The 24,042-nt window shown below is 73.4% G+C and carries 22 protein-coding genes; 13 read left to right on the forward strand and 9 right to left on the reverse strand.

The genetic code is table 11. The features are described from left to right. Positions 1–987 carry an ABC transporter substrate-binding protein gene (locus tag ACK8N7_RS15605; protein ID WP_403217256.1) on the forward strand — a complete coding sequence of 329 codons (987 nt, stop codon included), beginning with the start codon at positions 1–3 and terminating at the stop codon, positions 985–987. Between the two features lie 10 nt (positions 988–997). Here ACK8N7_RS15605 and ACK8N7_RS15610 read toward each other — a convergent pair whose 3' ends face one another. After that, positions 998–2,236, reverse strand: coding sequence for a hypothetical protein (locus ACK8N7_RS15610; RefSeq protein WP_500442813.1), 1,239 nt, complete (start codon positions 2,234–2,236; stop codon positions 998–1,000). Between the two features lie 54 nt (positions 2,237–2,290). Between ACK8N7_RS15610 and ACK8N7_RS15615 the strand changes: the two genes are divergently transcribed. The 4 genes from ACK8N7_RS15615 to ACK8N7_RS15630 all read left to right on the forward strand — a co-directional run bounded on the left by ACK8N7_RS15615 (position 2,291) and on the right by ACK8N7_RS15630 (position 7,641). After that, positions 2,291–4,765, forward strand: coding sequence for a helicase-associated domain-containing protein (locus tag ACK8N7_RS15615; protein ID WP_500442815.1), 2,475 nt, complete (start codon positions 2,291–2,293; stop codon positions 4,763–4,765). 144 nt (positions 4,766–4,909) lie between these two features. Continuing rightward, positions 4,910–5,035, forward strand: a complete 126-nt coding sequence (locus ACK8N7_RS15620; RefSeq protein WP_403217262.1) for a hypothetical protein — start codon at positions 4,910–4,912, stop codon at positions 5,033–5,035. 154 nt (positions 5,036–5,189) lie between these two features. Further along, entirely contained in the window at positions 5,190–5,882 is a 693-nt protein-coding gene (locus ACK8N7_RS15625; RefSeq protein ID WP_403217288.1) for a YqjF family protein, read from the forward strand. Positions 5,883–5,997: 115 nt separating this feature from the next. After that, positions 5,998–7,641 carry a DNA repair helicase XPB gene (locus ACK8N7_RS15630; protein ID WP_355123221.1) on the forward strand — a complete coding sequence of 548 codons (1,644 nt, stop codon included), beginning with the start codon at positions 5,998–6,000 and terminating at the stop codon, positions 7,639–7,641. 33 nt (positions 7,642–7,674) lie between these two features. On the opposite strand, the gene ACK8N7_RS15635 is transcribed toward ACK8N7_RS15630, so the two are convergent. Further along, positions 7,675–7,863, reverse strand: a complete 189-nt coding sequence (locus ACK8N7_RS15635) for a hypothetical protein (protein ID WP_500442817.1) — start codon at positions 7,861–7,863, stop codon at positions 7,675–7,677. Positions 7,864–8,248: 385 nt separating this feature from the next. Here ACK8N7_RS15635 and ACK8N7_RS15640 point away from each other — a divergent pair, with 385 nt between their 5' ends. After that, the gene (locus ACK8N7_RS15640) at positions 8,249–10,321 is read left to right on the forward strand and encodes a HelD family protein (RefSeq protein ID WP_500442819.1); all 2,073 of its coding nucleotides are present in this window, start codon (positions 8,249–8,251) and stop codon (positions 10,319–10,321) included. Between the two features lie 58 nt (positions 10,322–10,379). Here ACK8N7_RS15640 and ACK8N7_RS15645 read toward each other — a convergent pair whose 3' ends face one another. Beyond that, complete coding sequence (locus ACK8N7_RS15645) at positions 10,380–11,069, reverse strand: copper homeostasis protein CutC (RefSeq protein WP_403217268.1); 690 nt, start codon at positions 11,067–11,069, stop codon at positions 10,380–10,382. 272 nt (positions 11,070–11,341) lie between these two features. Here ACK8N7_RS15645 and ACK8N7_RS15650 point away from each other — a divergent pair, with 272 nt between their 5' ends. After that, positions 11,342–13,618 (forward strand): heavy metal translocating P-type ATPase, encoded by a 2,277-nt coding sequence (locus ACK8N7_RS15650; protein WP_500442821.1) that lies wholly within the window; start codon positions 11,342–11,344, stop codon positions 13,616–13,618. A 21-nt stretch (positions 13,619–13,639) separates the two neighbouring features. Here the strand turns inward: ACK8N7_RS15650 and ACK8N7_RS15655 are convergent, their stop codons facing one another. The 4 genes from ACK8N7_RS15655 to ACK8N7_RS15670 all read right to left on the reverse strand — a co-directional run bounded on the left by ACK8N7_RS15655 (position 13,640) and on the right by ACK8N7_RS15670 (position 16,798). Further along, positions 13,640–14,518, reverse strand: coding sequence for a 5-oxoprolinase subunit C family protein (locus ACK8N7_RS15655; RefSeq protein ID WP_403216857.1), 879 nt, complete (start codon positions 14,516–14,518; stop codon positions 13,640–13,642). Beyond that, on the reverse strand, positions 14,515–15,225 hold the full coding sequence (locus tag ACK8N7_RS15660; protein WP_403216859.1) for a 5-oxoprolinase subunit B family protein: 711 nt from the start codon (positions 15,223–15,225) through the stop codon (positions 14,515–14,517). Before ACK8N7_RS15660 ends, ACK8N7_RS15655 begins: the two co-directional genes overlap by 4 nt. Then, complete coding sequence (locus ACK8N7_RS15665) at positions 15,222–15,971, reverse strand: LamB/YcsF family protein (RefSeq protein WP_403217068.1); 750 nt, start codon at positions 15,969–15,971, stop codon at positions 15,222–15,224. The genes ACK8N7_RS15660 and ACK8N7_RS15665 overlap by 4 nt, the downstream gene beginning before the upstream one ends. Positions 15,972–16,063: 92 nt before the next feature. Then, positions 16,064–16,798 carry a maleylpyruvate isomerase family mycothiol-dependent enzyme gene (locus tag ACK8N7_RS15670; protein WP_403216861.1) on the reverse strand — a complete coding sequence of 245 codons (735 nt, stop codon included), beginning with the start codon at positions 16,796–16,798 and terminating at the stop codon, positions 16,064–16,066. A gap of 82 nt (positions 16,799–16,880) precedes the next feature. Here ACK8N7_RS15670 and ACK8N7_RS15675 point away from each other — a divergent pair, with 82 nt between their 5' ends. The 4 genes from ACK8N7_RS15675 to ACK8N7_RS15690 all read left to right on the forward strand — a co-directional run bounded on the left by ACK8N7_RS15675 (position 16,881) and on the right by ACK8N7_RS15690 (position 21,267). Continuing rightward, positions 16,881–17,555, forward strand: coding sequence for an HD domain-containing protein (locus ACK8N7_RS15675; RefSeq protein WP_500442823.1), 675 nt, complete (start codon positions 16,881–16,883; stop codon positions 17,553–17,555). A 131-nt stretch (positions 17,556–17,686) separates the two neighbouring features. Continuing rightward, complete coding sequence (locus ACK8N7_RS15680) at positions 17,687–18,937, forward strand: PQQ-binding-like beta-propeller repeat protein (RefSeq protein ID WP_403216865.1); 1,251 nt, start codon at positions 17,687–17,689, stop codon at positions 18,935–18,937. 93 nt (positions 18,938–19,030) lie between these two features. Beyond that, positions 19,031–20,374, forward strand: coding sequence for a Cmx/CmrA family chloramphenicol efflux MFS transporter (locus tag ACK8N7_RS15685; protein WP_403217070.1), 1,344 nt, complete (start codon positions 19,031–19,033; stop codon positions 20,372–20,374). A 221-nt stretch (positions 20,375–20,595) separates the two neighbouring features. After that, complete coding sequence (locus tag ACK8N7_RS15690; protein WP_403216867.1) at positions 20,596–21,267, forward strand: HAD family acid phosphatase; 672 nt, start codon at positions 20,596–20,598, stop codon at positions 21,265–21,267. 85 nt (positions 21,268–21,352) lie between these two features. Here the strand turns inward: ACK8N7_RS15690 and ACK8N7_RS15695 are convergent, their stop codons facing one another. Together ACK8N7_RS15695 and ACK8N7_RS15700 are read right to left on the reverse strand one after the other, a co-directional pair. Next, the gene (locus tag ACK8N7_RS15695) at positions 21,353–21,625 is read right to left on the reverse strand and encodes a DUF4031 domain-containing protein (protein ID WP_355084642.1); all 273 of its coding nucleotides are present in this window, start codon (positions 21,623–21,625) and stop codon (positions 21,353–21,355) included. After that, on the reverse strand, positions 21,622–21,990 hold the full coding sequence (locus ACK8N7_RS15700; RefSeq protein WP_403216869.1) for a DUF8819 family protein: 369 nt from the start codon (positions 21,988–21,990) through the stop codon (positions 21,622–21,624). Before ACK8N7_RS15700 ends, ACK8N7_RS15695 begins: the two co-directional genes overlap by 4 nt. 105 nt (positions 21,991–22,095) lie before the next feature. Here ACK8N7_RS15700 and ACK8N7_RS15705 point away from each other — a divergent pair, with 105 nt between their 5' ends. Both ACK8N7_RS15705 and murQ read left to right on the forward strand, forming a co-directional pair. Then, positions 22,096–23,013, forward strand: coding sequence for a MurR/RpiR family transcriptional regulator (locus tag ACK8N7_RS15705; RefSeq protein WP_099126770.1), 918 nt, complete (start codon positions 22,096–22,098; stop codon positions 23,011–23,013). A 56-nt stretch (positions 23,014–23,069) separates the two neighbouring features. After that, positions 23,070–24,029: an N-acetylmuramic acid 6-phosphate etherase gene (murQ, locus tag ACK8N7_RS15710; RefSeq protein ID WP_403216871.1), complete on the forward strand. Its 960-nt coding sequence runs from the start codon at positions 23,070–23,072 to the stop codon at positions 24,027–24,029. Positions 24,030–24,042 lie beyond the last annotated feature (13 nt).

Genomic DNA, 24,042 nt, shown 5'->3' on the forward strand with positions numbered 1-24,042 from the left:
ATGACCCTCCAGCACCGCTCCCGCCTGCTCGCAGCCGCGTCCCTCACCGTGGCCGCCGCCCTGTCCCTGTCCGCCTGCGGCTTCTCGTCCGAGTCCTCCAGCGCGTCCGGCTCCAGCTCGGACGGGTCCTCCGAAGGCCCCCGTACGGTGAAGACGGCGATGGGCGACGTGAAGGTCCCGGCCGCCCCGCAGCGGGTCGTCGTCCTGGACACCGCCGAACTCGACTCGGTCCTCACCCTCGGTGTGAAGCCGGTCGGCGCGACCCACGCGGACGTGGCGTCGGGGTTCCTGAACTACCTGCCGAAGGACCAGGTCGCGGGCATCACGGACGTCGGCCGGATGATGACCCCGAACCTGGAGGCCATCGCCGGTCTGAAGCCCGACCTCATCCTCAGCAGCAAGATCCGGCACGGCGACAAGTACGCCGAGCTCTCCAAGATCGCGCCGACCGTGATGACGGAGAACACCGGCTACCCCTGGAAGGAGAACTTCCAGGTCCACGCGGAGGCCCTGAACAAGAAGGCCGAGGCGAAGATGGTCACCGACGACTACGCCGAGCACGTGGCCGACGTGACGAAGGCTCTCGGCGGCAAGGACAAGGCGGCCGCGACCGAGGTCAACATGGTCCGGTTCGTCGAGGGCGCCGACATCCGCATCTACGGCAAGAAGAACTACATCGCCACGATCCTCGCCGACGTGGGCCTCGGCCGCCCGGCCGTCACGGACCAGGCGAAGGACGGCTTCAGCTACGACGTCAGCCCCGAGAAGATCGACCTCGCGGACGCGGACGCGGTCTTCCACTCGACGTACGGCGACCCGAAGAAGTCCAAGGAGACGCAGACCACCGGCAGCGGTCTGTGGAAGAACATGGACGCGGTGAAGAACGGCAAGGTATTCGCGGTCGACGACCAGCTGTGGATCCAGGGCATCGGCTACACGGCGGCCGACAAGATCCTCGAAGAGCTCAAGGCCGACCTGACGAAGTAGCCGCGGTTTCTCACCCCGTACGCCTCCGCGCCCGCCACACCAGATAGAGCGCGGAGGCGACGGCGGCGACGCGGACGACCACCGGCCAGGCTCCGGCCAGCACGTCGCGGAGCGCCCCCTCAGCGATCGGCTCGCCCCAGCGCCCGTCCATCCGCCCCCACACCCAGACGAGCGCCCCGGCGACGACGACGCCCGGCAGCCCCAGGGCCGCCCACTTCGCCTCCGTACGGGAGAGGGTCCGGGAGCCGTACGCGATGAGCCAGCCGCCCGCCAGCGGGATCCAGGACCCGGTGACCGCCCCGGCGAGCAGCAGCAGGGCGGCCAGGAGCAGCAGGGGGTGGGCGAAGCCGCCGCGGGGGGCCGGGGCGGCGGCCACCACGGGTTCGGCCACGACGACGGGCTTGCGGCGGCGCGGCCTCGGGATGCGGAGGGCGCGGCGGCGGGGGGCCGGTGCGGTGTCGCCGTCCTCGTCGGTGGCGGACTCGTCGCCCTCTTCCGCTCCCTTGTCGGCTTCCTCGTCCGCCTCCGGGGCGTCGGGCCTCGGCCGCCTGCCGAGGAGCTCCGGGGCCTCGATGCCGCCGAAGAACCCGGGGATGGCGGTCCCGGCGTCGAAGGGCCCCGGCTCCAGGCGCCACCACTCGCCGTCGCCGGTGCTCTGCTGGTCGGGGCCGAGGACGTGGGGGGCGGAGGGGTGGGGCCAGTTGGGGACGGGGGTGTCCTCGGGGGCCGGGGTGTCGTCGGGGCGGGTGGTCTTGGTGAGTTTCGTACGGGGGCGGTCGGCGGCGGGCTCGGCGGGCCGCGACGCGCCCCGCCAGGAACGGGTTTTCGGGACGGAACCGGAGCCGGGACCGGAGTCCGCCCGCCCCGGCTTCTCCGGCCCCTCCGGCTCCTCCGGGGCTTTCGGGCTCTTGCGGAGGAGTCCGTTCCGGGGCCGGGGCAGCGGCCGCCGCTGCTCGCCCGTCAGTGCCGTAGGCCCGCTCCGCGCCAACGGCAGCGACACCGTCCCGTCGCCCGACTCCGAGGCCGCGCCGACCAGTTCGTCGGGGGTGCCGAGCCTGCCGATGACGCGCCGCACCGCCGCCGGGGAGTCCGCTCCCTCGGTGGCGCGCTGCCGGTCGATCTCGCTCCGCAGCGTCGAGACGAGCCTCATCCGGGCGCCCGACGACAGCTGTTGCCGCTGGGCCAGGTCCCCGACCCGGCTCAGGTAGTCGTAGACGAGCTGGTCGCTCTCGATCCCCACGCGGTGCATCCCCTCTACCGGCCCTGCCCCGACGGTAGCGTTTCAGCGGCTAACGTGGGACGGATGGGGACGACCACACCACCGCGCACGCTCGCCGAAGCCCTGCGCGCCCGGGGCGACGAATCGCTGGCCGGGCTGCTGCGTGCCCGCCCCGACCTCCTCAACCCGGTGCCGAACGACATCACCCAGCTCGCCACCAGGGCCGGCACCCGGGCCTCGGTGGTCCGCGCGCTGGAACACCTGGACCGGTTCGCGCTGCAGACCGCCGAGGCGCTGGCGGTGGCCCCGGACCCGGCCCCGTACGGCATCCTGCTCTCCCTGCTCACCGGCGACGGGCTGGACGACGGCGAGCAGCGCGACGACGTGGGGGCGGCGGTCACGGCCGCGTTGCCGGGCGCGCTGGCGACGCTGCGCGAACAGGCCCTGGTCTGGGGCGAGGACGAACGGCTGCGGCTGGTGCGCACGGCCCGCGAGCTGCTCGCCCCGTCCCCGCAGCACCCCTCCCCCACCGGTCTCGGCCCCACGGTCGCGGAGGCGACGGCCGGGATGTCACCGGGCCGGCTCCAGGAGATCCTGACCACGGCGGGGCTGCACGCCACGCACGACCCGGTCTCGGCGGTGGCCGCGCTGTCCGCCCTGTTCACGGACCGGACGCGGATGGCGGAGCTGCTGGACACGGCCCCGGTGGAGGCGCTGTCGGTCCTGGACCGGCTGGTGTGGGGCCCGCCGTACGGCGAGGTCACGCCGAACCCCACCCCGCCCGTGAAGTGGCTGCGCGACCGGGGCCTGCTGCTGCCGGTCTCGACGCGCACGGTGGTCCTGCCGCGCGAGGCGGCCCTCCATCTGCGCGCCGGGCGCGCACACCGCGTACCGGAACCGGTGCCTCCGGTCGTCACGGCGGCGGCAGAACGTGATCCACAGGCTGTGGACAGAGCGGCGGCCGGTCAGGCGTTCACCGCGCTGTCGACCGTCGAGGAGCTGCTGAAACTCTGGAACGGCGGCGGCCCGGCCATCCTGCGCGCGGGCGGCCTGAGCGTACGAGAGCTGAAACGCACGGCGACAGCGCTGGACGTGACGGAGCCGGTCGCCGCCTTCTGGGTCGAACTCGCCTACGCGGCCGGGCTGCTGGCCACCGACGGCGAGAGCGACGAGCGGTACGCGCCGACACCCGCGTCCGACGAGTGGCTCGACCTCTCCGCCCAGCACCGCTGGACCCACCTCGCCACCGCCTGGCTCCCGGCCACCCGGGTCCCCGGCCTGGTCGGCGGCCAGGACGCGAAGGGCCGGGCCCTCTCCGCGCTCGGCCCCGAGCTGGACCGCTCGGCCGCCCCCGACGTACGCCGCCGGGTCCTCGCCCTCTTCGCCGAACTGCCCCCGGGCACCGCGCCCGACCCGGAGACGCTGCTGCGACGGCTGCGCTGGGAGCGCCCGTTGCGGGGCGGGGCGGCCCCTTCCGCCGGCCCGGGCGACGGCTCCGACCTCCGCTCCCGGCTCGCCCTGTGGACGCTCAACGAGGCGGAGCTGCTGGGGATCACGGGCCGGGGCGCGCTCTCCTCCCAGTCCCGGGCACTGCTGGACGAGGGCGAGGACGCGGCGGCCGCCCGCCTCGCCCCCCTCCTCCCCGAGCCCCTGGACCACGTCCTGCTCCAGGCGGACCTGACGGCGGTGGCGCCGGGCCCCCTGGAACGCCCGCTGGCGGAAACCCTCTCCGTCCTGGCCGACGTCGAGTCGAAGGGCGGGGCGACGGTCTACCGCTTCACGCCCGGCTCGGTGCGCCGCGCCCTGGACGCCGGGCAGGCGGCGGCCGACCTGCACGCGTTCCTGGCCACGCACAGCCGTACGCCGGTGCCGCAGCCGCTGAGCTACCTGATCGACGACGTGGCCCGCCGCCACGGCCACCTGCGGATCGGGGCGGCCTCCGCGTACGTGCGCTGCGACGACGAGGCGGTCCTCAACGAGATCCTGGCCGACCGCCGCTCGACGGGCCTGCGCCTCCGCCGCCTGGCCCCCACGGTCCTGGCCTCCCAGGCCGACCCCGGCTCCCTCCTCGAAGCGCTGCGCGAGATGGGCTACGCCCCCGCCGCCGAATCCGCCGAGGGCGACGTCCTGATCACCCGCGCCGGCGCCCGCCGCACCCCGCCCCGCACCCCTCCGACCCCGGTCCCCGAAGGCCCCCCGACCCCGGACGACACCCTCCTGGGCGCGGCGGTACGAGCCATCCGTGCGGGCGACACAGCCGCCACGGTGGTCCGCAAGGAGCCCTCCGAGGGCGCATCGTCCACCACAACCTCCGGCTCCCTGCCCCGCACCACCTCGGCGGAGACCCTGGCCACGGTCCAGGCGGCCGCGATGACGGGCACCGCGGTCTGGATCGGCTACGTCAACGCGGAGGGCGCGGCCAGCCAGCGCGTGATCGCCCCGGTCCGCGTGGAGGGCGGCTTCGTCACGGCGTACGACCACACGGCCGACGAGGTCCGCACGTTCGCCCTGCACCGGATCACGGGGGTGGCGGAGCTGGCGGAGGACGGGAAGGGGTAGGGCGAGGCGCGCGGCGCTCGGACCCCCCGGCCCCCCCCGGACGCTCAAGGGAAGCTCTGAAGATCACGTCGAGGCTTGTCGCGGGTCACCCCGCATGACATGTTCACCGTGCACCCCCACAGCCGATCTGCCGAGGAGATGAAGATGATCGGAACCCTGACCGCCGGCGAGCAGATCATGATGGCGATCGTGACGGTGGCCGTCCTCGGTCTCGCCGTACTCGGCGTCAAGCGGGCCAAGCGCACCGGGCAGCCGGGCGAGACCGAGTAGCAGCCGCCGCCGTACTGCTCTCGCCGGTTCTACCGACAGGCGGTGCGTGAAGCCCGTGGTCTGCGATGCTGCGGAGATGCCCTTCGCCGACCACGCCCCCGAGCCGAAGCATGTGCCGCCCGAGCCGGTTTCGCCCCGCCCGCCCGCCGCGCCGATGCGGCCGCTGCTCACGCAGTCCTGGCTGGACCTGGCGTTCCTGCACTGGGCGGTCGATCCGGCGGACGTGGCACCGCTGTTGCCGCCGGGGACGGTGCCGGACACCTTCGACGGGGCGACCTACGTGGGGCTGGTCGCGTTCCGGATGTACCGGGTGGGGTGGCTCGGGCTGCCGGGCATCCCCTACCTGGGGACATTTCCCGAGACCAACGTCCGGCTGTACTCCGTGGATGCCCAGGGGCGGCGCGGCGTCGTCTTCCGGTCCCTCGACGCCTCGCGGCTGATTCCGGTCGCCGTGGCCCGGGCCGCGGTCCGGCTGCCGTACGTGTGGTCCCGGATGGACATCGACCGCACCGGCGACACCCTCACGTACACGAGCATCCGGCGCTGGCCCGGCCCCCGGGGTGCGCGGAGCCGGATCGTGCTGCGGGCGGGGGGCGTGATCGAGGAGCCGACGCCCCTGGAGCACTTCCTGACCGCCCGCTGGGCGCTGCACAGTTCGTTCTTCGGGCGGACCGCGTATCTGCCGAACGCCCATCCGCAGTGGCCGCTGCACCGGGCGGAGCTGCTGGAGTGCGACGAGGACCTGGTGGCGGCCGGGGGGCTGCCCGCGCCGGTCGGTGATCCGGTGAGCGTGCTGTACTCCCCCGGCGTCCCCGTGCGCTTCGGGCCGCAGCGGCGCGGGGCCTGAGGGCGGGGCCGCTGCCCCGGGCTCCGCACGCACTCACCCCGCCCCGCCCCGCGATGCGGCACACTGGACGTTTGGCCGCATCCGTGGCCGCACCCCGCAGAAAGGGCCGAAGCGCGTGACCGGACCCCTCATCGTCCAGAGCGACAAGACGCTGCTCCTCGAAGTCGACCACGAGCTGGCGGACGCCTGCCGCCGGGTCATCGCACCCTTCGCGGAGCTGGAGCGTGCGCCCGAGCACATTCATACGTACCGGGTCACCCCGCTCGGACTGTGGAACGCCCGGGCCGCCGGGCACGACGCCGAGCAGGTCGTCGATGCCCTGGTGGAGTACTCCCGCTACCCCGTGCCGCACGCGCTCCTGGTCGACATCGCCGAGACGATGGCGCGGTACGGGCGGCTCACCCTCTCCAAGCACCCGGTGCACGGGCTGGTGCTCACCAGTACCGACCGGCCCGTGCTGGAGGAGATCCTGCGGTCGAAGAAGGTGCAGCCGCTGGTCGGCGCCCGGCTCGACCCGGACACCGTGGCCGTGCACCCCTCCGAGCGCGGGCAGATCAAACAGACCCTGCTGAAGCTGGGCTGGCCGGCCGAGGACCTCGCCGGGTACGTGGACGGCGAGGCCCATCCCATCGAGCTGGCCGAGGACGGCTGGGCGCTGCGGCCGTACCAGAGGCAGGCCGTGGAGGGCTTCTGGCACGGTGGGTCGGGCGTTGTGGTGCTGCCTTGTGGGGCCGGAAAGACCCTTGTGGGCGCCGGTGCCATGGCCGAGGCCAAGGCCACCACCCTGATCCTCGTCACCAACACCGTCTCCGCCCGGCAGTGGAAGCACGAGCTGGTGAAGCGGACCTCGCTGACCGAGGACGAGATCGGCGAGTACAGCGGTACGAAGAAGGAGATCCGGCCGGTCACCATCGCCACCTACCAGGTGCTGACCACCCGGCGGAAGGGCATCTACCCGCACCTGGAGCTCTTCGACTCCCGTGACTGGGGTCTCGTCGTCTACGACGAGGTGCACCTGCTGCCCGCCCCGGTCTTCAAGTTCACCGCCGACCTGCAGGCCCGGCGGCGGCTGGGGCTGACCGCGACGCTCGTGCGGGAGGACGGGCGGGAGTCCGACGTCTTCTCGCTCATCGGGCCCAAGCGGTTCGACGCCCCGTGGAAGGAGATCGAGGCGCAGGGCTACATCGCGCCCGCCGACTGCGTCGAGGTACGGGTCAACCTCACCGACTCCGAGCGGCTCGCGTACGCGACGGCCGAGCCGGAGGAGAAGTACCGGTTCTGCGCCACCACCGCGACGAAGCGGAAGGTGACCGAGGCGCTCGTACGCAAGCACCAGGGTGAGCAGACCCTCGTCATCGGGCAGTACATCGATCAGCTCGACGAGCTGGGGGAACACCTGGACGCGCCCGTCATCAAGGGCGAGACCAGCAACGCCCAGCGCGAGAAGCTCTTCGGGGCGTTCCGGAACGGGGAGATCAGCGTCCTCGTCGTCTCCAAGGTCGCCAACTTCTCCATCGACCTGCCGGAGGCCACCGTCGCCATCCAGGTCTCCGGGACCTTCGGGTCGCGGCAGGAGGAGGCCCAGCGGCTGGGGCGCGTCCTGCGGCCGAAGGCCGACGGGCACGAGGCGCGGTTCTACTCGGTCGTCGCCCGCGACACCATCGACCAGGACTTCGCGGCGCACCGCCAGCGGTTCCTGGCCGAGCAGGGGTACGCCTACCGCATCGTCGACGCGGACGAGCTGCTCGCCGGGAACTGAGAGGGAGGGGCGGGGGGGGTACGGACGGGTGCGTCAGCGGGACCGCCGTACCCCCGCCTCCTCCGCGTACTCCCCCAGGACCACGACCCCGAAGGCCGTCGTCACAAAGACCTTGATCGCGCGTACGGTGTCTGCGACGCGGTGGGTGCGGTGGTGACCGGTGACCGCGGTCGCGCCGTGCGCGGAGCCGGTCCTGCGTGGGTTCAGGGTCGCTGTGCTCATGTATCCATGGTGCTCCCGTCACCCGAACGGCCGCATCGGCCCGCAGAGGGAACCCGTACGCCGGGCCCGTAGCTCTCCAGTACCGATCGGGCCGCACGCATCCCCTACGGGTACCCCGGTGCCGTAAACCGTTCCCTACGCGTACCCCCGGTGCCCGTAAACCGTTTCGACCGGGCCCCTGCCCGCGGCTACAATCGCCGGTCTGCCCGCCTCCCGCACCGTGGTACCGGCCTTTCGCCGCCGGCAGCCGGGGGAGCGCCGCCGACCGGACGGAAACCGGCCGACACCTACAGAGACGAACCTTCCCAGCGGACCCGACGGCTCCGGATGTCACCGGAGCGCGGCGCGGTCCGCCGTCCTGCGTTGAAGAGCCGGAGGCATCACCGTGCCCGCGCACGTAGCAGAAAGCGATTCCACCACCGACCCCCTGGCGCACGAGCGCGCCCATCTCGCCGCGTCCCGTGCCGCCCTGCGCGCGATGCGCGAGGACGTCCAGGCCCTCGACATCCGCGATGTCACCGCGAACTGGGTCAACGCCGCCGTGCTCCAGTCCCAGATCGACGACCGCATCAAGGCGCTCGCCGATCTCGCCCACACGCCCCTGTTCTTCGGCCGCCTCGACTACCTCCACGCCGTCGGCGGCGACCTGGCCGAAGGTGCGGAGGGCGAGCGGTTCTACATCGGGCGCCGGCACGTCCACGACCCCGCCGGGGACCCGATGGTCATCGACTGGCGGGCCCCGGTCTCCCAGCCGTACTACCAGGCATCCCCGAAGAACCCCCAGGACGTCGGGCTCCGCCGCCGCTTCGGGTACACCGCCGGCGAGCTCACCGCGTACGAGGACGAGCACCTCACCGACCCCGCCGAGGTCGCCCACACCAGCCGCCTCCTCCAGGCCGAGATCGAGCGGCCCCGCGTCGGTCCGATGCGCGACATCGTCGCCACCATCCAGCCCGAGCAGGACGAGATCGTACGGAGTGGCCTCGGCGGGACCGTCTGCGTGCAGGGGGGTCCCGGCACCGGGAAGACCGCCGTCGGCCTCCACCGCGTCGCGTTCCTGCTGTACGCGCACCGGGACCGGCTCGCCCGGACCGGGACCCTCGTCATCGGGCCGAACCGGTCCTTCCTCCACTACATCGAGCAGGTCCTGCCCGCCCTCGGTGAGCTGGAGGTCAAGCAGGCCACCGTCGACGACCTGGTGACGGCGGACGTGGAGGTCCTGGGCACGGACGACGCGGCCGCCGCCGTCATCAAGGGCGACGCCCGCATGGCCGAGGTGCTGCGCCGGGCCATCCGCTCGCATGTCACCACCCCCACCGAGCCCGTCGTCGTGGTGCGCGGCTCCCGGCGCTGGCGTGTGCCCGCGTACGAGATCGAGGAGATGGTCGACGAGCTGCTCGCCCGGGACATGCGGTACGGCTCCGCCCACGAGGCCCTGCCGCAGCGGATCGCGCACGCCGTCCTCGTACGGATGGAGGAGGCGGGCGAGGCCCCGGACGACCGGGTGCAGAACACCGTGGCCCGCAACCCCGCGGTGAAGGCGGCCGTGAAGGCCATCTGGCCCGCCGTCGACCCGGCGAAGCTCGTGCTGCGGCTGCTCGCCGAGCCGGAGTTCCTCGCCGCCCACGCGGAGGGGCTCCTCGGCGCGGACGAGCAGAAGCTGATCCTGTGGGCGAAGCCCGCCCGGAGCGTGAAGACGGCCAAGTGGTCGGCGGCCGACGCGGTGCTCATCGACGAGGCCCGTGACCTGGTGGCCCGTACGCACTCCCTCGGCCATGTCGTGCTCGACGAGGCGCAGGACCTCTCGCCCATGCAGTACCGGGCGGTGGGGCGGCGGTGTTCGACGGGTTCGGCGACGGTGCTCGGAGACCTCGCTCAGGGGACGACGCCGTGGTCCACGGAGAGCTGGAGCGAGGCCCTGTTCCATCTGGGCAAGGCGGACGCGGTCGTGGAGGAGCTGACCGCCGGGTTCCGCGTGCCGCGCGAGGTCATCGCCTACGCCTCCCGGCTGCTGCCCGCGATCTCGCCGGGGCTTGCGGCGGTGGAGTCGGTGCGTGAGTCGCCCGGTTCGCTGGTCGTACGGGAGGTTCCCGGAGCGGAGGCGCTGGACGCGGCCGTCGTCTCGGCCTGCGAGGAGTCCCTGCGTCACGAGGGGTCCATCGGGCTGATCGCCGCCGACGCCCGGATTCCGGCGCTGGCCGCGGCGCTGGCCGCCGCGGGTCATGCCTATCTGTCCCCCGGTGAGGAGACCACCGCCGCGTCCCGGCTGACGCTGGTGCCCGCGTCGCTCGCCAAGGGCCTGGAGTACGACTACGTGGTGCTGGACGAGCCGGCGGCCGTGGTGGACGGCGAGCCGGACGAGCGGACCGGGCTGCGGCGGCTGTACGTCGCGCTGACCCGTGCGGTGTCGGGGCTGACGGTGGTGCACTCGGCGGAACTGCCGGTGGCGTTGACGTAGGCCCGGGGGCGGGGAGGGGCCGGCCTCTGCGGCGCCCCTCCCCACGCCTCCCGGCGCCTCAGGCGTCGAGCGCCTCGCGCCACTCCCGTACCGCCGTCGCGTTCACCGGCGCCGACCAGCCGGCCGGGCGGGCCGCGCCGCCGATGTGGAAGGCGTCGATGCCCGCCGCCCGCAGCCGCGGCAGGTGGTGGAGCTGGAGCCCGCCGCCCACCAGGATCTGCGCCTCGTACCCCGGCTCCCCGGTGCGGGCGGCCTCGGCGAGGAGCGTCGGGATGCCGTCGTCGACCCCGGCCGGCGAACCCGCCGTGAGGTAGGTGTCCAGGCCGGGCAGGTCCGCGAGCTGCTTGCGCAGGGCGTCGCGGTCGGTGGCCCGGTCGATCGCGCGGTGGAACGTCCACGCGCTGCCGTCCAGCTGGGCGACGACCCGCTCGACGGCCACCAGGTCGGCGTGGCCGTCCTGGTCGAGGAAGCCGAGGACGAACTCGTCGGCCCCCTCCGCCCGCAGTTCACGGGCCGTGCGGGCCAGCACCTCGATGTCACCGGCGGCGAACCCGTCCGCCAGCCTGAGCATGACGCGCAGCGGGATGTCCACGGCGGACCGGATCGCCGCGAAGGTCTCCCGTGACGGCGTCAGGCCGTCCGCGGCCATGTCGGTGACCAGTTCGAGGCGGTCTGCACCACCTGCCTGGGCGGCGACCGCGTCCTCCGCGTCGAGAGCGATCACCTCCAGGACTGCACGGTTGCTCATGGGTCCCCATTCCTCCGATACGCGCCTATAGGTCTAGTCCAATGACCAGCCTACGGGGCGGCCGAGCGGCCGCGCAGCCCTCCATCTGAACGCATGATCGCGGAGATGCGCGACCCCGCACCGCAGACGAGTGACGAGACTCGCGCCCATAGCGGGGCGAAGGCGGACGCCGACGCCCCGGACGCCCCTTGCGTTTCATAGGGGTGGGGGGTATACATGGGGAGAGGAAGTGATACCCCCTAGGGGTATCTGAACCGCCCGAGGAGGACCCCGTGCCCGCGACCACCAGCGACATCACCACCGCCACCGGTACCGGCATCGTCGAGCTCGCCATCGGTGGCATGACCTGCGCCTCCTGCGCGGCCCGTATCGAGAAGAAGCTCAACCGGATGGACGGCGTGGAGGCCACCGTCAACTACGCCACCGAGAAGGCGAAGGTGACGTACCGGGGCGAGGACGTCTCCGTACAGGATCTGATCTCCACCGTCGAAGCCACCGGATACACCGCCGAGGAACCACCGCCGCCGGATACGGAGAGGAGCGGGACTGCGGAGTCCGAACCCGACGACGGGCTCAGCGCCCTCCGCCAGCGCCTGATCACCTCGCTCGTCCTCGCCGTCCCGGTCATCGCGATGGCGATGATCCCCGCCCTCCAGTTCGACAACTGGCAGTGGCTGTCCCTGACCCTCGCCGCCCCCGTCGTCACCTACGCCGGCTGGCCCTTCCACCGGGCCGCCTGGACAAACCTCCGGCACGGCGCGGCGACGATGGACACGCTGATCTCGGTCGGTACGTCGGCCGCGTTCCTGTGGTCGGTTTGGGCGCTGTTCTTCGGCACGGCGGGCATGACCGGGATGACGCACCCGTTCGAGCTGACCATCGCGCGCAGCGACGGCGCCGGGAACATCTACCTCGAAGCCGCCGCCGGGGTGACCGCCTTCATCCTCGCCGGGCGCTACTTCGAGGCCCGCTCCAAGCGGAAGGCCGGAGCCGCGCTCCGGGCCCTGATGGAGCTGGGCGCGAAGGAGGTCACCGTCCTGCGCGACGGCCGCGAGGTGACCGTGCCGACCGCCGAACTCCAGGTCGGGGACCACTTCCTGGTCCGGCCCGGGGAGAAGATCGCCACCGACGGCACGGTCGTCGAGGGCAGCTCGGCCGTGGACGCGTCCATGCTGACCGGTGAGTCCGTGCCCGTGGAGGTCACCACCGGCGACTCCGTCACGGGCGCCACGATCAACGCCGGCGGGCGCCTCGTCGTCCGGGCCACCCGCATCGGCTCCGACACCCAGCTCGCCCGCATGGCCCGCCTGGTCGAGGACGCCCAGAACGGCAAGGCAGCAGCCCAGCGCCTCGCCGACCGCATCTCCGCCGTCTTCGTCCCCATCGTCATCGCCCTCGCACTCGGCACCCTGGGCTTCTGGCTCGGCAGCGGCGCCGGACTCACCGCCGCCTTCACCGCCGCCGTCGCCGTCCTGATCATCGCCTGCCCCTGCGCCCTCGGCCTCGCCACCCCCACCGCCCTCATGGTCGGCACCGGCCGCGGCGCCCAGCTCGGCATCCTCATCAAGGGCCCCGAAGTCCTCGAAACCACCCGCCGCGTCGACACCATCGTCCTCGACAAGACCGGCACCGTCACCACCGGCAAGATGACCCTCCTCACCGTCCACACAGCCCAGGGCTCGGAGGAGAACGACGTCCTGCGCCTGGCCGGAGCCCTGGAGCACTCCTCCGAACACCCCATCGCCCAGGCCGTCGCCGCAGGGGCGGCCGACCGCCTCGGAGCCGCCCTCCCCACCCCGGAGGACTTCGCCAACATCCCCGGACTCGGCGTCCAGGGCGTGATCGAAGGACACGCCGTCCTCGTCGGCCGGGAGCAGTTGCTGGCCGAGTGGGAGATCCACCTGCCGGACGGGCTGGCACGTGCCAAGGCCGAGGCGGAGAACGCCGGGCGCACCGCGATCGCGGTCGCGTGGGACGGGGAGGCGCGGGCGGTCCTGGAGGTCGCGGACGCGGTGAAGGACACCAGCGCCGAGGCCATCGAGCGGCTGCGCGCCCTCGGGCTCACCCCGATCCTCCTCACCGGTGACAACCGGGCCGTCGCGGAGGCGGTGGCGGCCGAGGTCGGCATCGCCCCCGACCAGGTGTATGCGGAGGTCATGCCCGAGGACAAGGTCGACGTCGTCAAGCGCCTCCAGGCGGAGGGCCGGAGCGTGGCCATGGTCGGCGACGGGGTCAACGACGCCGCCGCCCTAGCCCAGGCGGACCTGGGCCTGGCCATGGGCACGGGGACGGATGCGGCGATCGAGGCCGGTGACCTCACCCTCGTACGGGGAGACCTGCGGGCCGCCGCCGACGCCATCCGGCTCTCGCGCCGCACGCTCTCCACGATCCGGACGAACCTGTTCTGGGCCTTCGCCTACAACGTCGGCGCGCTTCCGCTGGCCGCCGCCGGGCTGCTCAACCCGATGATCGCGGGGGCCGCGATGGCGTTCTCGTCGGTGTTCGTGGTCGGCAACTCGCTGCGGCTGCGCGGCTTCAAGGGTGCGTGAGGGGCCGCCGGGAGTCGCTTCTCACGCCCGTACGAACCTGATCCGCGTTCCCGGAACCGCCTGCGCCGCCACGGCGAGGGCGGTTTCCGGTACGACGCCGACGACCGGGTAGCCCCCGGTCGTCGGGTGGTCGTTGAGGAAGACGACGGGGAGCCCGTCCGGGGGCACCTGGATCGCCCCCAGCACCATGCCCTCGCTGGGCAGTTCGCCGTCCCGGGCCCGCTCCAGGGCGGGTCCCTCGGTACGGAGGCCGATGCGGTTGCTGTGCGGGGAGACCCGGTAGGCGGCGGTGGTGAGCGTACGCAGCGCGGCGGCCGTGAACCACGCGTGGCGCGGGCCGAGGTGGAGGGGCAGCACCAGCTCGGTGGGGGCGCCTGGCCAGGGGGTGGGGCCTTCGCTCTGCGGTGACTCCCCGGCCGGTTCGCCCAGCGGCAGCGTGTCGCCCTCCCGCAGGGGGGCCGGGCCCAGGCCCGAGAGGAGGTCGGCCGAGCGGCTGCCCAGCACCGGTTCCGGCTCCAGGCCGCCCGCGAACGCCAGGTAGCCGCGCACCCCGCTCACCGCGGGGCCCACGTCCAGCACCGCGCCCGCCGGAACCCGCACGGGCGCGCCCCACGCCACGGGCCGCCCGTCGACGCTCACCCGGCACCCCGCACCGCCGACGACGGCCACCACGGTCCGGTCCGGGCGGACCGCGCATCCGGTGACGGTGGTCTCCAGGACGGCGGCGCCCGGGCGGTTGCCCGCCAGCCGGTTGGCCAGCCGGGCGGCGGGGGCGTCCAGCACCCCCGCCCGCCCGACGCCGAGGTGCGCCCAGCCGGGGCGACCGGCGTCCTGGACGGTGGTCAGGGCGCCGGGGCGGACGATATGGAGGAGACCCTTCCCCTCCCGTACGGAGGTCATCCGCGCGCCTCCGTACGGGGTACGGGTACGGCTGCCGGGACGAACCTCACCCGGGTTCCCGGCCCCAGCAGCGCCGCCGGGTCCCTGGCCGGGTCCCACAGGGCCGCCGGGTCCACCATCCGCCCGATGAGCTGCCAGCCGCCGGGCGAAGGGCGCGGGTAGACCCCGGTGTACGGCCCGGCGAGGGCCAGCGCCCCGGCCGGAACCTTCGTACGCGGGGTCGTGCGCCGGGGCACGTGCAGCCGCTCGGGCAGTCCGGTCAGATAGCCGAACCCTGGGGCGAACCCGCAGAAGGCCACCCGGAACGCGGTACGGGAGTGCAGGCCGGACACCTCGTCGGCGCCGACGCCCCAGAGCGCGGCGACCTCGTCCAGGTCGGGGCCGTCGTACACGACGGGGATATCGACCGCGTCGCGCATCTCGCGGTGCAGAGGCGGGAGTTGCCAGGAGAGGAGGTCCCGGGCCAGCCGGTCCCGGGGCGTGGGCACCCGGCCACCACCGCGCTGATGGTCCTCGATGCCGTCGAGCAGGACGGTCCGGGCTCCGGGGACGATCTCGCGTACGCCGGGGAGTGCGCCCCGCTCGCGGCGGCGGAGGAGCTCCGCGTGGAAGGCCTCGGCGTGTTGACCGTCGGCCAGTTCGACGAGGAGGGCGTGCGGCCCGGCGGGCAGCACGCGCACCTTCGTACCGTCGTCCCCCTGGCTCACGCGAACGCCTCCACCCGCACGCCCGCTTCCTCCAGTCCCGCCCGCACCCGGCGCGCGAGGGCCGCGGCCCCCGGGGTGTCGCCGTGGACGCAGAGCGAGCGCGCCTCGACGGGTATCCGGCTGCCGTCCGCCGCGGTGACCTCCCGGTCGAGCGCCATGCCGACACTGCGGCGTACGACGTCGTCGGCGTCGTGCACCACCGCCCCCGGTTCACCGCGCGGGACCAGCGTGCCCCGCGCGGTGTACGCGCGGTCGGCGAAGGCCTCCTCCACGGCGGGCAGCCCGGCGGCGGAGGCGTGGGCGAGCAGCCGGGAGCCGGGCAGTCCGAGGACGGCGAGGCCACCGCCCGCGAGCCGGACGCCCGCGACGACGGCGGCGGCCTGCTCCTCGTCGTGGACGGTCCGGTTGTAGAGGGCGCCGTGCGGCTTGACGTACGAGACGGTGGAGCCGGCTGCTTCGGCGAACACCCGCAGGGCGCCTATCTGGTAGGCGATCTCGGCGGTCAGCTCGCCGGCCGGCACATCCATCGACCGGCGCCCGAACCCGGCCAGGTCCCGGTAGGAGACCTGGGCCCCGATCCGCACGCCGTTCACCGCGGCCGCATCGCAGACCCGCCGCATCACGGAGGCGTCGCCCGCGTGGAAGCCGCACGCCACGTTGGCGCTGGTGACGCAGGCGAGAAGCGCTTCGTCGTCGGTCAGGGTCCAGCGGCCGAAGCCCTCGCCGAGATCCGCGTTCAGGTCCATCTTCACGGGCGCACGCTAATGACTGCGCCCCCGGGCGACAAGGGCCGGTCCGAGGGGCGGAAGGCCTGCCCCCTCGGCTTCACCCCCGTCCCTCAGCCGTCCAGCTTCGGCGGCCGGTCGAAGAGGTGCAGGTCCCCCTCCCGTACGCCGTGGAGCTCGTACCGCGTGCCGACCAGCGGCCGGTTCGCGTACAGCCGGATCAGGGTGGGCCCGTCGCCGTGGTACCGGCCCGCCGGGCGGCCGTTCTCCGGCGGGACGCCGAGGGAGCGCGGCACGCTCCAGCCATCCAGCTTCTCCCCGTCCACTCCCTCGGCTCCCTTCACTTCGGCGATGATCTGCGGCATCTCCTTCCGGTACGCCACGCCCTCCAGCAGGCCCAGGGCATACCCCAGCCCGCGCCCCGCGTACGCCCCGTCGAGGCCCCACGCCTCGCGCACATCACCGGCGTGCACCCACTCGCCGAGCGCGACCCCGTCCAGCTTCCCGCCCGCGGCGGCGATCACGGGACCGGCTCCGGTCATCCCGCGCTCCAGCTCGTCGAGGAGTGCGGCCAGGGGCAGACCGGCCCGCTCCGCGATGTCCCGCTCGTTGGACTCGGGCGAGAACACCCCTTCCTCCAGCCGGTCCTCGACCACCCTGGTCAGTGCGGCGGCGCAGTGCGCGAGGACATCGCGGACGGTCCAGCCGGGGCACGCGGTGCGGAAGCCGAAGGCGGACTCGGGGGTGGCGCGCAGCAGCGGGAGGAGGACGTCACGCTCGGTCCGCAGGAGCAGGCCGGGCAGTTCGGGATCGCGTACGGGAGCGGTGGCGGCGGATGTGGTGGTCATGCGGCTCAGCCAACCGCAGGGAGACCTGTGGCCGGGGCCGGATGCCGGAATCCGTGCGGGGCTCAGCCTCTAAGGTCGTCCCATGACGGACAGCCCGCGCCCCCGCGACACCCGTGCCCTGCCCGACCGCTGGCGGGACACGCTCCTCGCCGCCCGTTCCGGAGCGCCCGGCCCCGACCCCCTGCCGTACGCCGAGAACCTCCTGGCCCGCTGGGCGGAGCCGCAGCGGCGCTACCACACCACCGCCCACCTGACGGCGGTCCTGGACCGTATCGACACCCTCGCCGGGTACGCCGCCGATGTGCACGCGGTGCGCCTGGCCGCCTGGTTCCACGACGCGGTGTACCGGCCCGACCGCACGGAGAACGAGGAGCGCAGCGCCGCCCTCGCCGAACGCGCGCTGCCCGAGGCGGGGGTGGCGGAGGCGGTGACGGCGGAGGTCGCGCGGCTGGTCCGGCTCACCGTGACGCACGACCCGGCGGAGGGGGACGGCAACGGCGAGGTGCTGTGCGACGCGGACCTGGCGGTCCTGGCGGGCGGCCCGGACACGTACGCGGCCTATGCGGCGCAGGTACGTGAGGAGTACGGGTTCGTCCCCGACGAGGCGTTCCGGGCGGGGCGGGCAGCGGTGCTGCGGCAGCTCCTCGCGCTGCCGAGGCTGTTCCGTACGCCGTACGGGGCGGCCGAGTGGGAGGCGCGGGCCCGGCACAACCTGGCGACGGAGCTTGAGCTGCTGGGGTCGTCCGGTCCGCAGTGATCGGCAAATGTTCCGGTTCCTTCACGGAGTTGTTCCGGTCACGCCCTGGCCCGGCCTGGGGAACCTACCGACGGCTAACGTCTGGCATCGCAGGTGCACACACTCTGACGACTCCACGGGGGTACGGAAAAATGTCCAAGGGATTCCCGGGACACAGCACCACGGCCGGCAGAACTTCACGGCGGCGAATACTGCGACTGGCCGGCGGCACGCTCACGATGGCGGCGCTCGGCGCCGGACTGACCGGCTGCGAGGACGAGCTCGCGACCGGCGGCGCAGGCAGCACGCCACCGCCGCGCACCGCTTCCCCCGAGGACGGGAGGGCTCCCGAGGACGGCCAGGCCCCCGCACCTCTGTGGACGAAGTCGACCTCGGCACAGACCTACGGGGACAACGACGAACTCGTGGCCGTGGACGGCGTGGTGATCGCGAGCGGTGACCCGCTGGCCGCCCTCGACGGGGCGACCGGCGCCGAGCGGTGGTCCCTGCCGGGCGGCGCGGTCCCCGGGGCCCCGCTGCTGCTCGGCGCCGGCGGCAGCACCCTGTACCTGGCGAGCGGCAAGTACGACGGCAATGTCATCGGGTACGCCCCGGCCTCCGGCAAGGAGACCTGGCGCAGCCACCTGGGCAAGGAGTACCGGCAGCCGAGGCCGGTCGCGGTGGACGGGACGCAGGTGTACGTCATCGCCGAGATCCTGGAGGCCGACGGCTCGTCCCGTACGAACGTGATCGCCGCGCTGAACAGCAGCACGGGCAAGCTCGCCTGGAAGGAACAGCGCGACCTCGGCACCGAGCAGAACGGCGTCCACGCCGCCGTGCGGGGCCGCTACCTCGTCTACACCGACTTCAAGAAGAACCTCACGGTGCGCGACACCGCCACCGGCAAGCAGGTGTGGACGCAGAGGACGACGAAGACGAGCTACGGCCCCTTCGTCGTCCACCAGGATCTGGTGATCGTCCCGCAGGGGCAGCGGCTCCAGGCCTTCGCCCTGTCGGACGGGTCCGAGAAGTGGTCCGTGGAGGCCGAACAGTTCACCACCTTCCGGGAGCCGACCGTCCTGGACGACGTGCTCTACATCGCCGACAGCGGCCGGACGCTCCGGGCCGTCGAGCCGGGGACCGGCAAGAAGGTCTGGCAGTCCACGGCCCTCAAGGACGCGAGCGCGCAGGTGCCCGGGCAGTTCGTCCGGGTCGGCTCCACCCTCTACGGGGCCACCGACCTCGACGAGCAGGGCGGCATCCACGCCATCGACGCGAAGACCGGCGCCCTGCGCTGGACCTTCAACGACAAGTCCGGCGACTTCCACTCCTGGCTGGTGGCCACCGACGGCAAGCACGTCTTCGCTCTGCACGGGAAGAAGCTGCACGCCCTGCCCGGGTGACGGCTGTCCACCCACCGGGAGCCGGGAATGCGGACACGTTCTGCGGTGTTGGGACGAGTCATGCCCGACTCCACCTCACGCCGCCGCACGCCCATGCCCCCGGCCGTATACATCCTCGGCCTCTCGGTCTTCGCTCTCGGCACCAGTGAGTTCATGCTGTCGGGCCTGCTGCCGCCCATCGCGGACGATATGAACGTCTCGATCCCGCAGGCCGGACTCCTCATATCCGCCTTCGCGATCGGCATGGTGATCGGCGCCCCGCTGCTCGCCGTGGCCACACTGCGGCTGCCGCGCCGCACCACCCTGATCGCGCTGATCTCGGCCTTCGGCCTCGGGCAGGTCGCGGGCGCGCTCGCCCCGACGTACGAGGTGCTCTTCGCCTCCCGTGTGGTGAGCGCGCTCGCCTGCGCGGGTTTCTGGGCGGTCGGGGCGGCGGTGGCCATCGCGATGGTCCCGGTGAACCAGCGGGCGCGGGCGATGGCCGTGATGATCGGCGGGCTGTCGATCGCCAACGTGCTGGGCGTGCCGTTGGGCGCCTTCCTGGGCGAGCACTTCGGCTGGCGGTCGGCGTTCTGGGCGGTGGGCGCGGCGTCGGCGGTGGCGCTGATCGGGGTCGTCACCCGTATCCCGCACATCCCGCTGCCGGAGAAGAAGCCGGAGCTTCGGCGGGAGCTGGCGATCTACCGGGACCGGCAGGTCTGGCTGGCGATCGTGATCACCGCACTCGCGGCGGGCGGGGTGTTCTGCGCGTTCAGCTATCTGGCGCCGCTGCTGACGGACGTGGCGGGGCTGGACTCCGGCTGGGTGCCGTGGATCCTGGGCCTCTTCGGCGTCGGCGCGCTGATCGGTACGACGATCGGCGGCCGGGTCGCGGACGCGCACCTCTTCGGGGTGCTGCTCAGCGGCATCACGGCGTCCACGGTGTTCCTGGCGGCGCTGGCCCTGCTCGCCTCCAGCCAGGTCGCGGTCGTCGCGCTGGCGTTCCTGCTGGGCCTGTCGGCGTTCTTCACGGCCCCCGCGCTCAACGCCCGGATGTTCAACGTGGCCGGGGCGGCCCCGACGCTGGCCGGTGCCACGACGACGGCCGCGTTCAACCTGGGCAACACGAGCGGCCCGTGGCTGGGCGGCACGGTGATCGACGCGGACTTCGGCTTCGCGGCGACGGCGTGGGCGGGCGCGGCGATGACGGTCCTGGCCCTGGCGGCGGTGGCGGTGTCGCTGCGGCTCCAGCGCGGCGGGGGCGGCCGGAGCCGGTCGCGGCTGATCGCGAAGAGCGCTTCCGTCGGTACGGGGAGTACGGGCGCTGCCGCCGGCACGGGAAGTGCGGGCGCTGCGGTCGGTACGGGGAGTGCGGCGGGCGCGGAGCGTGCGGTGCCGGCACCGAGGGCGACCGGGCCGGTGACGCCGGCGGACTGCGTGCCGTCGCCGGGCGCGTAACTCCGTGACCGCCCCCACGGGCCGAGGCCTCCGAGGGCGGCCCAGGGCTCTTCCGGCCACGTGCCGGCCGATTCCCGTCGGCAGGCGAACGGCAGCCGGAAAAGACGCTACCGACCAGTAGTCAGACGGCCACCCGCACTTCACTATTGAGCGCGAGCATGACAACCCGTCGTCCGATCACGGCGTACGGGCCATTGGCAGGTTCCCACCCAGGAGTCCCCATGCATGCAGGCGCCACCATCCAGCGCACGGCTGCGGCGCTGGCCGCGGCCTTCGCCCTCGTCGCGGTCCCCGTCACCTCGGCCGACGCGACGGAGACGGCCACCGCCCGCACCAGCGCCCAGGCCGCCGCCCCGGTCACCGCCGCAGCCGCCACCCCGGCCGCCCTCGCCGCGAGCGTCGACTACAACGTCTGGCGGCAGGAGGTCGCGGCCGTCGTAGCCGAGGCGCGCCCCTGGATCGAGTCCCGCACGGGCAGCGCGGGCGGCGAGAAGCAGGCGATCGTCCTCGACATCGACAACACCGCGCTGGAGACGCACTTCCACCCGTTCTGGGAGCTGCCCACCCCCGCCGTCCGTGACGTCCGCGATCTGGCCCGCTACGCCGATACCCGCGGTGTGGCCGTCTTCTTCGTCACCGCCCGGCCGGGCATCATCCACTCCCTCACGGACTGGAACCTGAAGAAGGCCGGCTACCCGGTCGACGGGCTGTACGTGCGCAGCCTGCCGGACCTCTTCGAGGAGGTCAGCGCCTACAAGACCGAGCAGCGGGCAGCGATCGAGGCGAAGGGGTACAAGATCATCGCCAACATCGGGAACAACACCACCGACATCGTGGGCGGCCACGCCGAGCGCACCTTCAAGCTCCCGGACTACGACGGCGAGCTCTCCTAGTCCGCGCGGGGCGGGCGGCCCGCGCCACCCCGGCACCCACCGGGGGGCCGCCCACCCCGACACCCACCGGGTCGGGCGGCCCGCGCTACCCCGGCGCCGCCCGCCCCTTGGGACGCCGGAGCCCGGCGGCGGTGAGGCGGCGCACCAGCTCCTTCGAGCCGATCTCCCGCGCCCCCGCCCGTACGGCGTCCGCGTAATACGCCTCCGGTACGTCGTAGTGGTCGCGCTCGAAGGCGCGCGGCGGGCAGCCGATCGCGGCGGCGAACGTGTGCAGCTCCTCGAACGACACGTCGCTTACCAGGTGCGACCAGAGGCGGCCGTGTCCGGGCCAGGTGGGCGGGTCGATGTAGAGGGTCACCGCCGCAGTACCTCGCCCAGCGCTCCCACCGGCGCGACGGCCACGGCCGCCTTCGTGCACACCCAGTGCGGGTCGGGCCCCAGCTCCGGCTCGACGTCCAGCGCGTGCGGCCCGTCCTCGGCGCAGGCGGGGCAGAGCGGCCACCGCCCGTACTTCTCCAGCAGGGCGTCCTGCACGTCCTGGGCGATCAGCCCGGCGACGAACTCCGCACCCTCGGGCCACTGCTCGACCCACCACCGGCGGTGCGTCACGGCGTCCTCGACGAACGAGACGACGTCGGCCTCGGCGACATCGCCCGCGACGAGATCGGCCATGACCAGCGCGCGGGCGGTGTGCAGTGCCTGCTCCAGGGGGTTCAGCTCCATGCCCCCCATTGTGCGCCCGCGCGCGGAAGCCTCACCGCCAGAGGCAGAGACCACAGGACCACCCGGGGGGTTGACGGACCCCCGGGTTGAAAATATCTTTCAGATGTGACCCAAGACGTGAAGGAAATTTTCAGCGGCGACTCCCCGCCCGCCCCCGCGGCCCTCGCCGCGAAGGTCCGGACGCTCGCGCCCTCCATGACCCGCTCCATGCAGCTGGTCGCCGAAGCCGTCGCGGGCGATCCGGCCGGATGCGCCGCCCTCACCGTCACCGGTCTCGCCGAGCTCACCGGCACCAGTGAGGCGACCGTCGTCCGGACCGCCCGCCTCCTCGGCTACCCCGGCTACCGGGACCTGCGCCTCGCCCTGGCCGGGCTCGCCGCGCACCAGGAGTCCGGCCGGTCGCCGGCCGTCACGGCGGACATCGCCGTGGACGACCCGATCGCCGAGGTCGTCGCCAAGCTCGCCTTCGACGAGCAGCAGACCCTGGCGGACACCGCCGCCGGGCTGGACACCGTACAGCTGGGCGCCGCCGTGGCCGCCGCGTCGACCGCCCGCCGCATCGACATCTACGGCGTGGGGGCCTCCTCCCTCGTCGGCCAGGACCTGGCGCAGAAGCTGCTCCGCATCGGCCTGATAGCCCACGCCCACGCCGACCCTCACCTCGCGGTGACCAACGCCGTGCAGCTGCGCGCCGGCGATGTGGCCATCGCGATCACGCACTCGGGCTCGACGGGTGACGTCATCGAGCCGCTGCGGGTCGCGTTCGACCGGGGGGCGACCACGGTCGCGATCACCGGGCGGCCCGACGGACCCGTCTCGCAGTACGCCGACCACGTCCTCACCACGTCCACCGCCCGCGAGAGCGAGCTGCGCCCCGCCGCCATGTCGAGCCGGACGAGCCAGCTCCTGGTCGTGGACTGCCTGTTCATAGGCGTGGCCCAGCGCACGTACGAAACGGCCGCGCCCGCCCTCGCCGCCTCCTACGAGGCGCTCGCCCACCGCCACAACCCGCGCACCCGCTGACCCCGCACGACCCGTACGAGAACCAGCACGAGCACGAGAAAGCAGAGCCGCCCTCCATGACCTCCACCACCGACGCCTCCGGCACCACCGACAGCTACGGCGAGCTCCGCGCCCAGCTGGCCACGCTCACCACCGAGGCGTTCCGCCCCGAGTTCGCCGAGATCGACCGGCTGCCCACGGCGGAGATCGCCCGGATCATGAACGGCGAGGACGCCACCGTCCCCACCGCCGTCGCCGAGCGGCTGCCGCAGATCGCCGCCGCGATCGACGCCGCCGCCGAGCGCATGGCCCGCGGCGGCCGGCTGATCTACGCGGGCGCGGGCACCGCGGGCCGGCTCGGGGTGCTGGACGCCAGCGAGTGCCCGCCCACCTTCAACACCGACCCCTCCGAGGTCGTCGGGCTGATCGCGGGCGGCCCGTCCGCCATGGTGAAGGCCGTCGAGGGGGCCGAGGACAGCAAGGAGCTGGCCGCCGCCGACCTGGACGAGCTGAAGCTGAGCGCGGACGACACGGTGGTCGGCATCTCCGCCTCCGGCCGTACGCCGTACGCGATCGGCGCGGTCGAGCACGCCCGCGCGCAGGGCGCCCTGACCATCGGCCTCTCCTGCAACGCGGACTCCGCGCTCGCCGCCGCCGCCGAGCACGGCCTGGAGATCGTCACCGGCCCCGAGCTGCTCACCGGCTCGACCCGGCTGAAGGCGGGCACGGCGCAGAAGCTCGTCCTCAACATGATCTCGACGATCACGATGATCCGGCTCGGCAAGACGTACGGGAATCTCATGGTCGACGTCCGCGCTTCCAACGAGAAGCTCCGGGCCCGCTCCCGGCACATCGTCTCCCTCGCCACCGGCGCGTCCGACGCCGAGATCGAGGCCGCGCTCGCCGCCACCGACGGCGAGGTCAAGCACGCGATCCTCGCCATCCTCGGCGGGGTCGACGGCCCCACCGCCGCCCGGCTCCTGACCGAGTCGGACGGCCACCTCCGCGCCGCCCTCGCGGCCGTACGCACCACCTGACCCACCCGGGTAC

The organism is Streptomyces griseobrunneus (assembly GCF_046713465.1).
Lineage (GTDB): Bacteria > Actinomycetota > Actinomycetes > Streptomycetales > Streptomycetaceae > Streptomyces > Streptomyces microflavus.

Bases quoted from the DNA above. Each gene is read 5' to 3' on its own strand.
- ACK8N7_RS15605 (WP_403217256.1), top strand. From the start codon at position 1: ATGACCCTCCAGCACCGCTCCCGCCTGCTCGCAGCCGCGTCCCTCACC.
- ACK8N7_RS15610 (WP_500442813.1), bottom strand. From the start codon at position 2,236: ATGCACCGCGTGGGGATCGAGAGCGACCAGCTCGTCTACGACTACCTG.
- ACK8N7_RS15615 (WP_500442815.1), top strand. From the start codon at position 2,291: ATGGGGACGACCACACCACCGCGCACGCTCGCCGAAGCCCTGCGCGCC.
- ACK8N7_RS15620 (WP_403217262.1), top strand. From the start codon at position 4,910: ATGATCGGAACCCTGACCGCCGGCGAGCAGATCATGATGGCGATCGTG.
- ACK8N7_RS15625 (WP_403217288.1), top strand. From the start codon at position 5,190: ATGCGGCCGCTGCTCACGCAGTCCTGGCTGGACCTGGCGTTCCTGCAC.
- ACK8N7_RS15635 (WP_500442817.1), bottom strand. From the start codon at position 7,863: ATGAGCACAGCGACCCTGAACCCACGCAGGACCGGCTCCGCGCACGGC.
- ACK8N7_RS15645 (WP_403217268.1), bottom strand. From the start codon at position 11,069: ATGAGCAACCGTGCAGTCCTGGAGGTGATCGCTCTCGACGCGGAGGAC.
- ACK8N7_RS15655 (WP_403216857.1), bottom strand. From the start codon at position 14,518: ATGACCTCCGTACGGGAGGGGAAGGGTCTCCTCCATATCGTCCGCCCC.
- ACK8N7_RS15665 (WP_403217068.1), bottom strand. From the start codon at position 15,971: ATGGACCTGAACGCGGATCTCGGCGAGGGCTTCGGCCGCTGGACCCTG.
- ACK8N7_RS15670 (WP_403216861.1), bottom strand. From the start codon at position 16,798: ATGACCACCACATCCGCCGCCACCGCTCCCGTACGCGATCCCGAACTG.
- ACK8N7_RS15675 (WP_500442823.1), top strand. From the start codon at position 16,881: ATGACGGACAGCCCGCGCCCCCGCGACACCCGTGCCCTGCCCGACCGC.
- ACK8N7_RS15680 (WP_403216865.1), top strand. From the start codon at position 17,687: ATGTCCAAGGGATTCCCGGGACACAGCACCACGGCCGGCAGAACTTCA.
- ACK8N7_RS15685 (WP_403217070.1), top strand. From the start codon at position 19,031: ATGCCCCCGGCCGTATACATCCTCGGCCTCTCGGTCTTCGCTCTCGGC.
- ACK8N7_RS15690 (WP_403216867.1), top strand. From the start codon at position 20,596: ATGCATGCAGGCGCCACCATCCAGCGCACGGCTGCGGCGCTGGCCGCG.
- ACK8N7_RS15700 (WP_403216869.1), bottom strand. From the start codon at position 21,990: ATGGAGCTGAACCCCCTGGAGCAGGCACTGCACACCGCCCGCGCGCTG.
- murQ (WP_403216871.1), top strand. From the start codon at position 23,070: ATGACCTCCACCACCGACGCCTCCGGCACCACCGACAGCTACGGCGAG.